Origin of the sequence: Aeromonas sp. FL131 (assembly GCF_049860615.1) — a bacterium.
Classification (GTDB): Bacteria; Pseudomonadota; Gammaproteobacteria; order Enterobacterales; family Aeromonadaceae; genus Aeromonas; species Aeromonas hydrophila.
In genome coordinates, this window is record NZ_CP187595.1 from 2767298 (window position 1) to 2781012 (window position 13715).

Below are 13715 nucleotides of genomic sequence, written 5' to 3' on the forward strand. Positions count from 1 at the left end.
GGGCTAAAGTTGTAAGAAAAACGCAGCATTCTATTTCACCCGGGGGGGATGTGAACAACATGAAAAATTAATCTTTCACTTGTGTGTGGATTGCGATTTCTGTGTGTTGCATGTTAATGCCTTGACGTCATGAAAATTATCAAAACCGCCTCGACCCCCTTTCATCGCCAGCTGGTGCCATTTCACCCTGTATCTGTTTATTAAACAGACACTCCGTGATTTATCCCTTTACTTAACAAGGACAAATGACACCCCTTTGTGGCTAGCCGACGAAATTCCGGGCTGAAATTCGTGCACATTTGGTCGCTCAAGGCAGAACAACCAAGGGACTCGAAATTAACCATAATTAATCAAATTAAATTTCAATTAATTCCATGAGATTGGTACGGCTTTACCCGCAAACATGCACACCACATACGTCTCATGCGACCTGGTCGATCACAGGGTCCATCATTTTGTTTAATAAGTTATTATCAAACACATGGACTCCATCCGGATATGGCGGTAGGTTGCGCCCCTTCGTTACTCGCCAGTCACGAATTCAACCTTATCCCATTTCTCACTCGACTCTTCATACACAGGGATTGCCATGAGCATCACACGCAGAGACTTTCTCAACGGCGTCGCCATTACCATTGCGGCCGGGGTTGCCCCCATCAAGCTGCTGCAAGCGGCCGAAGGCGGCACGGCGCTGGCTGAAAAAACGCTGGTCTACCCGCCCGCCCTCACCGGGCTGCGCGGCAACCACCCGGGCTCCTTCGAACCGGCCCACAGCATCGCCCGCGACGGCAAACAGTATGACTTCGCCAACATTCCCCTCGAGGGCGAATACGACCTGGTGATCGTCGGCGCCGGCATCAGCGGTCTGGCGGCGGCCTGCTTCTATCAGCAACTGCTCGGCGCGGACAAAAAGATCCTGCTGCTCGACAACCACGACGACTTCGGTGGCCATGCCAAGCGCAACGAGTTCACCACCCCGGACGGCCTGCGGCTGGGTTACGGTGGCAGCGAATCCCTGCAATCGCCGCGCTCTGTCTACAGTCCGGTGGCACTGGGGCTGCTCAAGGCACTCGAGGTCAACATCGACGAGCTGGCCAAAGGCTTCCAGCAGACCTTCTACCCGGATCTGGGGCTGAGCCGCGGCGTCTACTTCGACGAGAAGCACTTTGGCGTCAACAAGGTGGTGAGCGGTGACCCGGGCCACAACGTGGCCGACGACATCCCGCGCGATCGCCTGAACGGCCGGCCGCTGGCAGAGTTTATCGGCGACTTCCCGCTCGATGATGCCGACAAGGCGGCCCTGCTGGCGCTACACGAGGAGAAGACCGACTACCTGAGCGGCATGACCCAGGCGGAAAAAGATCTCTGGATGACCCGCAACAGCTACACCACCTTCCTGCGCGACAAGGTGGGCCTGAGCGAGCGGGCCATTACCTACTTCCAGCAACGCACCAACGACTTCCAGGCGGTCGGCATCGACGCCACCGCCTGCGCCGATGCACGCCTGTGCGCCCTGCCCGGTTTCGGTGGCATGAACCTGACCCCGCTCGATGCCGAAGAGCAGGCGGAGCTGGACGATCCCTACATCTTCCACTTCCCGGACGGCAACGCCGGCCTGACCCGCTTGATGGTGCGCAAGCTCATCCCGCAGGTGGCCCCCGGCCACACCATGCAGGACGTGGTGCTGGCCAAGTTTGACTACAGCAAGCTCGACCTGCCCGAGCACAAGGTGCAGCTGCGCCTTGGCAGCACGGCACTGCAGGCCAAAAACGTGCCGCTCAAAGACGGCAAACAGGGAGTGGATGTCACTTACATCAAGGAGGGGAAACTGCACCGGGTGCGGGCCAAGCAGTCCATCATGGCCGGCTACAACATGATGATCCCCTACATGGTGCCCGAGATGGCGGAGCCCCAGAAGGAGGCGCTGCGCCAGAACGTCAAGGCGCCGCTGGTCTACACCAAGGTGGTGATCAAGAACTGGCAGTCCTTCGTCAAGCTGGGGGTGCACGAGGTCTACTCCCCCGCCGCCCCCTACAGCCGGGTCAAGCTCGACTACCCGGTCAACCTCGGCGGCTACGAGCATCCCAAGAACCCGGACCAACCCATGTGCCTGCACATGGTCTACGTGCCGACCCTGCCGGGCAGCGGTCTGTCGGCCCGCGAGCAGTCCCGCAAGGGGCGCGCCATGATCCTCGGCATGCCGTTCGAGCAGCACGAGCAGATGATCCGCGAACAGTTGCAGGGAATGCTGGGTGGCGCCGGTTTCAACCATGAGCAGGATATCCTCGCCATCACGGTCAACCGCTGGTCCCACGGCTACTCCTACATCACCAACACCCTGTTCGATGACGAGGAGCAATGCGACAAGTGGATCGAGCTGGGCCGCCAGCCGGTCGGCAACATCACCATCGCCAACTCCGACTCGGACTGGAGCCCCTACGCCCACTCCGCCATCGATCAGGCCTGGCGCGCCGTCAACGAGCTGGTTGCCATGCACAAGGGAGGTGCCAAATGATCCGTTCCCTGACCCTGACAGCCAGCGCCGTGCTGCTGGCCCTGCCCGCCTTCACCCTGCAGGCTGCGCCTGCCATGTCGGCCGGCGAATACGTGGCCAAGCTGGGGGACTGCGCCGCCTGCCACACCAGCGAGGCGAGCAAGCCGCTGGCCGGCGGCAAGGGCTTCCCCACCCCCATCGGCACCGTCTATGCCACCAACATCACCCCCGACAAGACCCACGGCATCGGCAACTACAGCCTGCCCGAGTTCATCAAGGTGATGCGCGAAGGGATCACCCGCAGCGGCGATCCCCTCTACCCGGCCATGCCCTACACCGCCTACGCCAAGATGAGCGATGAGGATCTCACCGCCCTCTATCACTACCTGATGCAGGATGTGCAGCCGCAGGCTGTTGCCAACAAGGAGAGCGACATCCCCTGGCCGCTCAACATGCGCTGGCCGCTCAACGGCTGGAACTGGGTCTATCACGATGACAGTCGCTTTACCCCGGTGCCCGGCAAGAGCGAGGAGTGGAATCGCGGTGCCTATCTGGTGCAGGGGGCGGGCCACTGCGGCAGCTGCCACACCCCACGCGGGCTCGGCATGCAGGAAAAAGCCCTGACCGAGGCGGATCCCCTCTATCTGAGCGGCGCCACCCTGGATGGCTGGTATGCCCCCAACATTCGCGGCACCCGCTACGACAAGCAGGCGCTGATCGACCTGCTGAAAACCGGCCGCAGCCAGCATCAGGCCGTCAGCGGCCCCATGGCGGAAGTGATCACGCACAGCAGCCAGTACTTCAGTGACGCAGATCTGGCCAGCATCGCCACCTACCTGACCGAACTCGGCGACGACGCGGTGGCCAGCAAGGGCAACCGGGCCTACGCCAGCGCCGGCGGCAAGGCGGACTACGCCATGTACTGCTCCACCTGCCACGGAGTCAATGGCCAGGGCAATGACCACGTGATCCCCTCGCTGGTGGGCAACCAGACCGTGCTGGCCGAGGACCCGAGCAGCCTGCTCAACGTGCTGCTGCACGGCGCCGAGACCCCGGTCACCCAGGGCAACATCGGCTACCACATGCCGGGTTACGGCTGGACCCTCAACGATCAGCAGATCGCCGAGCTGGTCAACACCCTGCGCGCCTCCTGGGGCAATGAAGGGGTGGCCATCAAGCCGGAGACGGTCAAGGCCCAGCGCGCCCTGCACCAATAACTTGCGCCGACCATAACGAAACGGGCCTCCAGTGGAGGCCCGTTTGCTATGTGAGTGACGACTCACCCCTTGCGTGGTTTGGAGCCGGAGAGCGGCACCGCCCCCAACCGGTAATCGCCATAGGGGAAGATATTGCGAAAGCGCTGGGCCACCGGCTCGGGAATGGAGCGGGAGAAGACCAGCTTGACCCCATCACCATCCCGCTGACCCAGGATGCGCCCGCGCACCGTCTCGTGGCGCAGGATCTGCCTGGCCTGCTCGATGAACGCAGGCGACACCTTGCCCCGCTTGACCTGCACCTTGCCTGGCGCAAGCCGGATCTCGAACAGGGCGCCACGCCCCAGCTTCATCAACCACCAGATGAGGGCGATCGCCACCAGCAACGACAACCAGGCCATCCTGTTTCTCCTTCTTCACACGGTTGCTGCCAGTATAAGCCGCAACTGGCCCCCGATTGTTTGGCGCGGATCACAGCCGCGCCTCAATCCCGGCCGCAGGCCACCCTGCTCGCCGAGCCCGCTAGCGGCTGCGACCCCAGGCCACCAGCGTCTCCCGATAGAGCGCCAGCAGTGCCTGATCCCGCACCGCCACCCCGACCTGCTGGGCACGATAATCGGCCCAGCCGTCGTGGGGATGGGACTTGCCGTCAAATTTCTGCAGGGTGTGACCGATGGCGGGCCCCTCGTTGATGACCCGCACCGGCCCCTCGCGCAGGGTGAACAAGGTCGGATCGATCACGTAGGCGATGGCGGACGGATCGTGCACGTGGCAGCCGTCGAGCCCGATCCGCTCCGAATAGAAGCGCAGATAGAAGCGGCTGACATCCCACAGGAAGCGCCCCGGTTCGCCCGCGTCGTCGCGCAGCGCGTCGAGATAGGCGCTGCTGAAGAAACTCTGCTGGGTCACGTCCAGCCCGATGATCACCACCGGCCAGTCGGCGGTGAACACCCGGTCGGCAGCATCCGGATCATCGTGGATGTTGGCCTCGGCATAGGGAGTCACGTTGCCGCGATGACCGTTGACGCCAAAGGCGCCTCCCATCACCACCACCTGCTTCACCAGGCCGGTGATCTCGGGGGCCTCTTGCAGCGCCAGCGCCAGGTTGGTGAGCGGGCCTATGGTGACCAGGGAGATCTCGCCGGGGGCGGCCTTCACCGCCTCGACGATATACTGCCAGGCCGGCCGGGGATCCGGCGCGAGGGTCACCTCCCCCGCCGTCACATCCCCAAACCCGCTCGGCCCGTGCACCACGGTCGTCGGGCCCACCGGCTCGCGCCGCAGCGGAGCGGCCGCTCCCTGCGCCACGTCCGCCTTCATGCCGTATTGCTGCTTGAGCCAGAGGGCGTTGTGGGTACCGTTCTCGATGGTAGCATTGCCAAATACGGTGGTGATGGCGAGCAGCTCGATGGCGGGATGGGCTTCGGCAAACAGAATTGCCATGGCGTCATCGATACCGGGATCGGTATCCAGAATGATCTTGTGAGTCATGGGGCCTCCTTGGGCAACAGAGCAGCCAGTGTAGCGAGCCGCCGCCGCTTTAACAGCGCCGGGATCACAGCCTGAGGCTTTGCCCTTGCCCGCCTTGCCCAAGTGGCGGCATTTCATACAGGGATGATGACGCGGCAGGGGACAAGTAGGGGTGAAGTGGGTGGCGCCGGCGAAATAGTGGGCAAGTGGATGGCCGGGGACGGCGGCAACCTTGTGGAGCGGCGGGCGGGGTGGTATCACTGGGCCACATGATTCACCCCGCTCACCACCTGCCGAGGCGCCATTGATCACCCTGATAAAAGAGTCCGACCAGCTGAAGATGCCCTGGAAAAACAAGCAGGGCACCACAGCCCAGATCCTCATCTCCCCTGCCGGCACCAGCCTCGACAGGCTCGATTTTGCCTACCGGCTGAGCTCGGCGCCCATCAAGGGGGCCGGCCCCTTCTCGAAATTTCCCGGCTATCAGCGCATCCTGCTACCCATCAGCGGGGCCGGCTTCGTGCTCAACGGCCATCCCTACGCCACCTTCGAGGCGGCCCACTTCAGCGGGGATGACGACACCCACTGCGAACTGCTGAAAAAAGAGGTGACGGATCTGGGGCTCATCTATGATCCGGCCCGCCTCAGCGCCAACGTGCGGGTGCTCAACCTGCCCTTCCCGCTCACCCTCACCCTGGAAGCGGACAAGACCTATCTCTGTTACCTGTTGAGTGGCCAGCTCACGGCGGCGGGCTATCCCATGGCGGTCAACGAGACCCTGCTGATCAGCGGCGAGCAGAGCATCCACTTCGACTGCCAGAAGAAGAGCGCCATCGCCTTCTTTACCCTGCTGTCCAAATAGGCGGCAGGAGCAGGCCTGACCCCGGTCAGCGTTTGGGCGCCCGCCCGCCGCTGTCGAGACAGGCCTGCATGGAGTCGTAGGGGGTGTAGTGCTTGGTGCGGCTGTAATAGGTGCCGCCCTGGGGATGGCAGATGCCGTTTCTGCTCTTCTTGACCGGCGGCTCCGCTGCCAGCGCGATGGCGCATACCAGCAGCAGGCAACCGCTGATCACCCATTTCATGGCTTTCATGACGACCTTGCTTCCTCTCGAGCGGGCCCAGCAGGCCCGAAAGGCGCCTATTTTACCCGCTCACTCCTCCGTTCACCCGGCGCCGGATCATAAAACGGCGCGCGATAGTGCCCGCACTGACATCCAACCGACGCCACAAGCGGGCACAAAAAAGCCGGGCAGTGCCCGGCTTCTGGGTCGACAAGCGGTGTTTAGCCGACCTTGAAGGTGCCCTTCATCATGGCGAAGTGGCCGGGGAAGGAGCAGAAGAAGGTGAGATCTTTGCCGGCCAGGCCGTCGGTCTTGAAGGTGACGCTGGTGCTTTCGCCGCCGCCCACCAGTTTGGTGTGGGCCAGCACGCGCGGGTCATCCTTGGGCAGGTAGTTGTTGTCGGCACCGGCGCTCATGCCCGCGGTAGCCACGGCCTGATAGTCGGCGGTGTTGGCCAGCGCCCAGTTGTGGCCCATGGCGGTCACCGGCATCTTGCCGGTATGGTTCAGGGTCACGGTGACCTCTTTGCAGGTGGCCGGGACGCTCATCTCCTTGAGGTTGTACTGCATGGCATCATTGCCTTCGATGACCAACGCGCACTCATCGGCCAGAGCCGGGGCCGCCAGGGTGCTCAGAAACAGCAGGGTAATCGCCTTTTTCATCATCCTCTCCTTTGATTGGCAATAGATGGCAACACAATTGCCTGCGGGCTCGCACCATGGCTGGCAAACATGCTGTCAAAATCGACCTTATTCTACTCAACTGTCGTCATTCGGCTATGTCTTTAGCGCAAAGCTGCGGGTCAGGTCACCAGATTGCCCCCATTTTTTGTCTGGCCGAACCGGCCGCGCCGCCCACTAACCACTCTTTGTTTAATTATCCCCTGCACTTTTGTCCAGCCACGGCTCGCCCGCCGCCGCCCCCTTGGCTAAGCTGGCGACCCCGGCACGCTTGCGTCCCGTGCCATCCGTTTCAGCCAAAGAGATCCGTCATGCCGCTTCTTGCTCGCCCGGCCCACCGTGGCCTGTTGTTAACCCTGCTGCTGATGCTGACCGCCTGTCAACCGGCCCCGACCCAGACCCGCATTCAGGGCAAGACCATGGGCACCTTTTACGCGGTGACCCTGAGCGACCCCTTCCCGGGCGGCGAGCCGGCGCTGCAGCAAGAGGTCGATGCCCTGCTGGTGCGGATGAATTACGAGATCTCCACCTACGACCCGAACTCCCTCATCTCCCGCTTCAATCAGGGCAGCGGCCAGCCGCCCATGGCCATTCCCGCCACCATGGCCAACATCGTGCAGCAGGGAATCGACGCCGGCCATCTCACCTCAGGCAAGCTCGACGTCACCGTGGGCCCGCTGGTCAACCTGTGGGGATTCGGGCCGGACAAGCGGCCCGTCAAACGGCCCAGCCCCGAGCAGATTGCCAATGCCCGCCACAAAGTGGGCATCGACCGGCTGACATTGGTGCCCGAGGGAGATCATTTCCTGCTCGGCAAGCGCATCCCCGATCTCTACCTCGATCTCTCCACCCTGGGCGAGGGAGCGGCCTCTGACGAAATTGCCAGCCTGCTGGAGCAAAAAGGGGTGCACAACTACCTCATCGAGGTGGCCGGCGCCGTGCGCAGCAAGGGCAACAACGCCAAGGGCAAGCCATGGCGGGTGGCCATCGTCGAGCCGTCCGACCAGCCCGGCGCCTTCTCGGACGTGGTGATCCCCAACGGCATGGCCCTCAGCACCGCCGGCAGCTATCGCAACTACTACGAGCTCGACGGCAAGCGCTACTCCCACATCATCGACCCCGCCACCGGCCAGCCCATCACCCACAAGCTGGTCTCCGCCAGCGTCATCACCCCGACCGCGCTCGAGGCCGACGCCCTCGACACCGCCCTCATGGTGATGGGGCCGGAGCAGGCGATGGCCTTTGCCAAAGCGCACGGTCTCGCGGTCTATCTCATCGTCAAGACCGAGCAGGGCTTCGCCGCCAGCCATACTCCCCAGTTCGCCCCCTACCTGGTGGCCAAAAAACCATAAATCAGCAGCTATAAACCAGCCGTCATAAAAAGAGGCCCCGCACTGCGGGGCCTTGTTGTCTTCACGTCGGCGCTAGTCGATGGAATGCGCCGGGGCCACCGGTGGCTTGGCATCAGGCCAGTGACCACCGACCGGATGCTTTTATGCTACTCCCCACAGCCGGCCGAGTCGGCAGACGGGCGCGCCACCCGGTTGCCCGCCCCATAGAGGAGAAACACCAGCACGCAAATCGCGGTCATCACGGCGAACAGGGCCGGGCCGCCCCACATCTGCAACAGCCAGCCCCCCACCAGAGGCGAGAGCGCCCAGCCGAGCCCGGCCAGCGCGCTGGCCCCAAAGTAGCTCCCCTTGAGGTGGGCCGGTGCCATCTCGTCGATCAGCACGTTGAAGAGCGGGAACAGCACCGCCTCCCCCACGCTCAGCAAGAACACCGCCACCAGCCAGGGCCACAGCAGGGCCGGACTCGACAGGGCGAACAGCACCTGGGCGGACGCCATCAGCAGGATGGAGAACTGCAGCCGCAGGCTCACCCGCCAGCGCCGGGTCAGGTGCAACAGCGGAAACTGCAGGGTGATGATGGTCAGTGCATTGGTGGCCACCAGCAGGGCCACCAGGGTCTCCACCTCGGGGGCGCCGGCGCGGGTCAGGTACTGGATCAGCGGCGACTCCACCTGGGCGTAGACCAGCATCATCAGCAGGTTGGCGAGGATGAACAGCATGAAGGCCCGATCCCGCCCCACCACCCTGAGCATGGCCCCCAGGGTGAGGCCCGCATCCGGCCGGCCAGCGCACTCGCGGCGAAAACCGAGCAGGAAGGCGATGCCGAGCAGGCCATAGCTGGCGGCCGTCACCACGAAGGTCTCCTGGCGCGCGCCGAGCCCCACCATGACGCCGATGAGGGGCCCCACCCCCGCCCCCACGTTGAGCAGGAAGTAGCGCAGGTGCTGAGCCAGCTCCCGCTGCGCCTTCTCGGGCAACAGATCCCCCATCAGCGCCTTGCCCGGCGTGTCGATGAAGGCGTAGGAGAGACCCGAGCCAAACACCCCGAGGGCGATGAGCCAGAGGGAGTGGCCAAACCCTAGCAGCAGGTAGGCGCCGCACGACAGGGAGCAGCCGAGCAGCAGTATGGTGCGCCGGCCAAGCCGGTCGGAGAGCCAGCCGACGTAGAAGCCGATGAGGCAGGAGAGCACGGCCGCGCCGCCCAGCAGCATCCCGATGCCGGACGCCGAGAGATCATACTCCCGGTAGAGCAGGATCGAGAGAAAGGGCCAGACCATGAAGAAACTGGTGCGCACCATGAAGGTGCCCAGGATCACGATCCAGACCAGCGGAGGAAAGGGGGGCAGGCGCATGGGAACTCCTTGTCGCGCAATGGCAGCTGATCCGCAGGGGAAAGCATTCAGTGGTATCAAAAGACACCTGAGCGCACAATCCCCGTCCGGAAAAAAACCGCCCCAAGGGACGAGCTCAGCGGCCATCGGTGGGCGACTTCACCATCCAGGCAAGGCTGGCATGCGCCGCCGGCCATCCCCCTAGTCCCCCCTATTTGGTCCGGCAGAAGCCATGAATGACGGGGCTTGGCGGAAAAACCGCGGCAGCGCCCCATGTTCAATTGCCTGTCTGCGCGCTTTGGTGGCACACTTCTGTTATCCGCCCGTAGCGCCCTGACCAGACAGATGCAGACACCGGAATCCGAGCCAGAGAAAAAAGCCCCACCCAAACCGAAGCGCATCCTGCTGGTCAACGAACAGCGCTCCTTTCAGGTGATGATGAAGGCGATGCTGATCAACATCGGCATCAGCCGCATCACCTATGCCAACTCGGCCGAAGAGGCGAGACGGCGCTGCCAGAAAGAGACTTTTGACATCTACCTGCTCGATTACGAGCTGGGGGTCGGCGAGAACGGCCGCCAGCTGCTGGAGAGCCTGCGGGATCAGAAGCTCATTCCGCCCCAGAGCGTGGTGATCATGGTGAGCGGCGACAGCTCCCGCGCCATGGTGCTGAGCGCGCTGGAGGCCGAGCCCGACGAATACCTGATGAAGCCCTTCTCCCAGGAGCAGTTTTCGTTTCGCCTCAAACGTGCCCTCGCCCGCCGTCAGGCGCTGGAGAGCGTGTTCAGCGCCCTTGCCAAAGAGGATCTGCCCACCCTGCTCGCCGCCTGCGCCGAGCGGGCCGACGCGGTGCCGCGCTTTGCCAACTTCTGCCGCTGTCTGCAGGCCGACACCCAGCTCAAGCTGGGCCAGGCCAAGGAGGCCCGCAGCCTGATGCGCCAGCTGCTGGCTGGCCAGGAGAACAGCTGGGCCCGACTAACTCTCGGCAAGGCGTGCCACACCCTGGGGCTGAACGAAGAGGCGGTGAGCCACCTGCAGGCCACCCTCAAGAACACCCCGCTGATGGTGGAGGCCCACCTCTGGCTGGCAGAGTCCCAGCTCGCGCTCGGCAACGACGAACAGGCCCAGCAGGAGCTCAAGCGGGCGGTCGACATCTCGCCCCAGTCGGTGCAGCTCTCCCGCCGGCTGGCGGAGGTGTGCCTGCTGCGTCATGACTACGCCCAGGCCAAGGACGTGTTGCTGTCGCTGATCGACCTGTCGCGCAACTCCATCCATCGCACCCCCCACTACCTGGGGGCCTATATCCAGTCGCTGACCCTCTACGCCCTCAACAGCAACGACATCTACCACATCGCCAACCTGCAAAAGCAGGTCAACTCGGCCCTGTCGCGCATCCGCGATTCGCTGATGATGTCGGAGTTCAACTACCCGGTGTTCGAGCAGATCTGCCAGGCCCGGGTACAGATCGCCCTCGGCGAGCTGCTCAAGGGCAAGAAGATGCTCTATCGCGCCAACCAGAACTGGCTCGATCAGCCGGCCACCATGCCCCCCAGCCTGCTGGGCGAGACCATCCTCGCCCTCTATCAGCTCGGCGAATTCGAATATGCCGAGAGCCTGCAAGCGTTGCTGGCCGAAGACGAGGATCGGCTGCTCACCACCTGCATCCAGGCCACCCGCGACGACAAGACGGTGCTTGAGCGTCGCCAGCGCTACCAACAGCTCAACGAACTGGGTATCAAGGCCTATCAGAGCGGCGAGCTGGAGCAGGCGCTCGGCCACTTTCGCGAGGCGCTGCGCCGGGCCCCGGCCAATACCGGCGCCGCCCTCAACAAAATCCAGGTGCTGCTGCAGCTGATGCAGAAAAATCGCAAGAGCCCGGAGTTTGGCGCCGAGTGCAAGGAGACCCTGGAGGTGCTGGACGGCATCCCCCTCAATCCGGCCCAGCAGGATCGTTTTCGCAAGCTGCGTCAGGAGTTTACCCAGCTCAGCTGACCAGGGCCCGCTCGCCTATGCTGATACTGACTCGGCAAAGGGAGGAGAGTGGCGATGGCCATGTGTCGATATCTGGTGGCGGACGGTCGCCACTGCAGCGAAGAGGCGGGGGACCATGATCTGTGCCGCTGGCACGATCCCCACGCCAATCATCAGGATCCCCACACCGCCCGCGAGCTGGAGCACTACATCCAGCAGGGCGGGCTGTGTCACGGCCTGCAACTGGCCCGCGCCAATCTGACGGGCCTCAACCTGGTGAAAAAAGGGGCCCCGCAGGGGTTCCTGCTGGAGCAGTGCAACCTCTACCGTGCCAATCTGCAGGGGGCCCACCTCTACGGCATTCGCATCAAGGGCGGCAGCCTGATGAAGGCGGATCTCAGCGAAGCGAACCTGCACTGCGCCACCCTCGACGACGTCAACCTGCTCGGCATTCGCTGGCACAACACTCGCCTCGACAACCTGGATACCGGCAAGCGGCTGATGCAGGAGCGGCGCGGCCGCAAGGAGCGCGACCCGGTGCAGGCCCGTATCTGGCTGAAGGAAGCCGAAGAGACCTACCGGGATCTGCGCAAGGCCTCAGAGGCGCAGGGCATCTTCACCATGTCCGGCCGCTACATCCAGCAGGAGCTCACCATGCGCCGGCTGCAGCTGCCGTTCTGGTCGACCCAGCGCTTCACCTCCTGGATCGTCGATCTGTTCTGCGGCTACGGCGAGGCCCCCATGCGGGTGGTGCTCTTCTCCCTGCTGCTCATCTTCATCTGCAGCATCTTCTACTTCTTCTTTGGCCTGAGCTTCAACGGCAACCACCTCATCTACCGGCCCGGCGCCCCTTTTCAGCAGAACGCCATCTTCCTGCTCGAATGCCTCTACTACAGCGTGGTGACCTTCACCACCCTGGGCTATGGCGACTTCACCCCCATCGGCCTCTCACGGCTCTTCGCCGCCTTCGAGGCCTTCACCGGCAGCTTCACGCTGGCGCTGTTTGTGGTGGTGTTTGTCAAGAAGATGACCCGCTGAGCCCGCTGAGCCCGCTGCGGCGGGCGGCCCGCCCCGGATGTGGCTCCTCGCCTTCACTTGCATCCACGGCGGATTCCTAGTCCAATAGCCACTTATAAAAATGACATGAGCATCCCGGACATGAAGATCATCTCTTTCAATATCAATGGCCTGCGCGCCCGCCTGCACCAGTTGCAAGCCATCATCGACAAGCATCAGCCGGATGTGATCGGCCTGCAGGAGATCAAGGTACACGACGAGGCCTTCCCGCTGGCCGACGTGGAGGCCATGGGCTATCACGTAGAGTTTCACGGCCAGAAGGCCCACTACGGGGTGGCCATCATGAGCAAGCAGAAGCCGGTCAAGGTGGAGAAAGGCTTCCCCACCGACGATGAAGAGGCCCAGCGCAGGATGATCATGGCCACCTTCGAGCGCGAAGACGGCTCCCTCATCAAGGTGATGAACGGCTACTTCCCGCAGGGTGAAAGTCAGGATCACGAGACCAAGTTCCCGGCCAAGCAGAAGTTCTACGAGGATCTGCAGCACTATCTGGAGACCAACCACACGCCGGATGACCAGCTGGTGCTGATCGGGGATATGAATATCTCCCCCACCGATCTCGACATCGGCATCGGCGAGGCGAACCGCAAGCGCTGGCTGCGGGATGGCAAATGCTCCTTCCTGCCCATCGAACGGGAGTGGATGGAGCGGCTGAAAGGGTTTGGCCTGACCGACACCTTCCGCGCCGCCAACCCCACCGAGTGCGAGCGCTTCTCCTGGTTTGACTACCGCTCCAGGGGCTTTGACGAGAACCGTGGCCTGCGTATCGACCTCATCATGGCCTCCGACGCCCTCAAGGACACCGTGACCGAGACCGGCATCGACTATGAGCTGCGCGGCATCGACAAGCCTTCGGATCACGCCCCCATCTGGGCCTGCTTCGCCTGATAACGGCAACAGAGGGGGCATCTGAAGCCCCCTCTGTGACCAAGCCCCCACTTCCCCCGCTTTTTCCTTCTTATAATTCCCTCCGGGTCTCCAGCTCCCCAGCAAGGTCACGATGCAGGGTCTGCCAGACTGACACAAATTGTCGCGGCCCCCTCCGCAACTGCGCGATCGACACCG

Annotated in this window: 12 protein-coding genes; 7 read left to right on the plus strand and 5 right to left on the minus strand. The window is 63.2% G+C overall.

Translation table 11 applies throughout. The annotated features are described in order from the left end of the window. Positions 1–589: 589 nt before the first annotated feature. Entirely contained in the window at positions 590–2515 is a 1926-nt protein-coding gene (locus tag ACPW75_RS12785; protein ID WP_077097609.1) for an NAD(P)-binding protein, read from the plus strand. Continuing rightward, entirely contained in the window at positions 2512–3711 is a 1200-nt protein-coding gene (locus ACPW75_RS12790; RefSeq protein ID WP_077097607.1) for a c-type cytochrome, read from the plus strand. The genes ACPW75_RS12785 and ACPW75_RS12790 overlap by 4 nt, the downstream gene beginning before the upstream one ends. 62 nt (positions 3712–3773) lie before the next feature. Here ACPW75_RS12790 and ACPW75_RS12795 read toward each other — a convergent pair whose 3' ends face one another. Beyond that, entirely contained in the window at positions 3774–4109 is a 336-nt protein-coding gene (locus tag ACPW75_RS12795) for a DUF3634 family protein (RefSeq protein WP_017410690.1), read from the minus strand. Between the two features lie 121 nt (positions 4110–4230). Beyond that, positions 4231–5199 (minus strand): nucleoside hydrolase, encoded by a 969-nt coding sequence (locus ACPW75_RS12800; RefSeq protein ID WP_077097605.1) that lies wholly within the window; start codon positions 5197–5199, stop codon positions 4231–4233. A gap of 283 nt (positions 5200–5482) precedes the next feature. Between ACPW75_RS12800 and ACPW75_RS12805 the strand changes: the two genes are divergently transcribed. Further along, positions 5483–6040 (plus strand): HutD family protein, encoded by a 558-nt coding sequence (locus ACPW75_RS12805; protein ID WP_162498627.1) that lies wholly within the window; start codon positions 5483–5485, stop codon positions 6038–6040. Positions 6041–6065: 25 nt separating this feature from the next. On the opposite strand, the gene ACPW75_RS12810 is transcribed toward ACPW75_RS12805, so the two are convergent. After that, positions 6066–6269, minus strand: coding sequence for a hypothetical protein (locus ACPW75_RS12810; RefSeq protein ID WP_011706750.1), 204 nt, complete (start codon positions 6267–6269; stop codon positions 6066–6068). A 191-nt stretch (positions 6270–6460) separates the two neighbouring features. Beyond that, complete coding sequence (gene azu, locus ACPW75_RS12815; RefSeq protein ID WP_016351438.1) at positions 6461–6901, minus strand: azurin; 441 nt, start codon at positions 6899–6901, stop codon at positions 6461–6463. Between the two features lie 329 nt (positions 6902–7230). Here azu and ACPW75_RS12820 point away from each other — a divergent pair, with 329 nt between their 5' ends. Further along, positions 7231–8271 (plus strand): FAD:protein FMN transferase, encoded by a 1041-nt coding sequence (locus ACPW75_RS12820; RefSeq protein WP_077097601.1) that lies wholly within the window; start codon positions 7231–7233, stop codon positions 8269–8271. A 146-nt stretch (positions 8272–8417) separates the two neighbouring features. Here ACPW75_RS12820 and ACPW75_RS12825 read toward each other — a convergent pair whose 3' ends face one another. Continuing rightward, entirely contained in the window at positions 8418–9623 is a 1206-nt protein-coding gene (locus ACPW75_RS12825; protein WP_113994563.1) for an MDR family MFS transporter, read from the minus strand. A gap of 324 nt (positions 9624–9947) precedes the next feature. Between ACPW75_RS12825 and ACPW75_RS12830 the strand changes: the two genes are divergently transcribed. From ACPW75_RS12830 to xthA, 3 genes are all read left to right on the plus strand, one after another. Then, the gene (locus tag ACPW75_RS12830) at positions 9948–11594 is read left to right on the plus strand and encodes a tetratricopeptide repeat-containing response regulator (protein WP_024945060.1); all 1647 of its coding nucleotides are present in this window, start codon (positions 9948–9950) and stop codon (positions 11592–11594) included. 54 nt (positions 11595–11648) lie between these two features. Then, positions 11649–12611 carry an ion channel gene (locus tag ACPW75_RS12835; RefSeq protein WP_113994562.1) on the plus strand — a complete coding sequence of 321 codons (963 nt, stop codon included), beginning with the start codon at positions 11649–11651 and terminating at the stop codon, positions 12609–12611. Positions 12612–12731: 120 nt separating this feature from the next. Next, a complete protein-coding gene (xthA, locus tag ACPW75_RS12840) occupies positions 12732–13538 on the plus strand; it encodes an exodeoxyribonuclease III (RefSeq protein WP_044800416.1) in 807 nt (268 codons plus the stop codon). Positions 13539–13715: the final 177 nt, after the last annotated feature.

Coding starts and splice junctions, on each gene's coding strand:
- azu (WP_016351438.1), bottom strand. CDS start 6,901: ATGAAAAAGGCGATTACCCTGCTGTTTCTGAGCACCCTGGCGGCCCCG.
- xthA (WP_044800416.1), top strand. CDS start 12,732: ATGAAGATCATCTCTTTCAATATCAATGGCCTGCGCGCCCGCCTGCAC.
- ACPW75_RS12835 (WP_113994562.1), top strand. CDS start 11,649: ATGGCCATGTGTCGATATCTGGTGGCGGACGGTCGCCACTGCAGCGAA.
- ACPW75_RS12810 (WP_011706750.1), bottom strand. CDS start 6,269: ATGAAAGCCATGAAATGGGTGATCAGCGGTTGCCTGCTGCTGGTATGC.
- ACPW75_RS12820 (WP_077097601.1), top strand. CDS start 7,231: ATGCCGCTTCTTGCTCGCCCGGCCCACCGTGGCCTGTTGTTAACCCTG.
- ACPW75_RS12790 (WP_077097607.1), top strand. CDS start 2,512: ATGATCCGTTCCCTGACCCTGACAGCCAGCGCCGTGCTGCTGGCCCTG.
- ACPW75_RS12795 (WP_017410690.1), bottom strand. CDS start 4,109: ATGGCCTGGTTGTCGTTGCTGGTGGCGATCGCCCTCATCTGGTGGTTG.
- ACPW75_RS12825 (WP_113994563.1), bottom strand. CDS start 9,623: ATGCGCCTGCCCCCCTTTCCTCCGCTGGTCTGGATCGTGATCCTGGGC.
- ACPW75_RS12785 (WP_077097609.1), top strand. CDS start 590: ATGAGCATCACACGCAGAGACTTTCTCAACGGCGTCGCCATTACCATT.
- ACPW75_RS12830 (WP_024945060.1), top strand. CDS start 9,948: ATGCAGACACCGGAATCCGAGCCAGAGAAAAAAGCCCCACCCAAACCG.
- ACPW75_RS12800 (WP_077097605.1), bottom strand. CDS start 5,199: ATGACTCACAAGATCATTCTGGATACCGATCCCGGTATCGATGACGCC.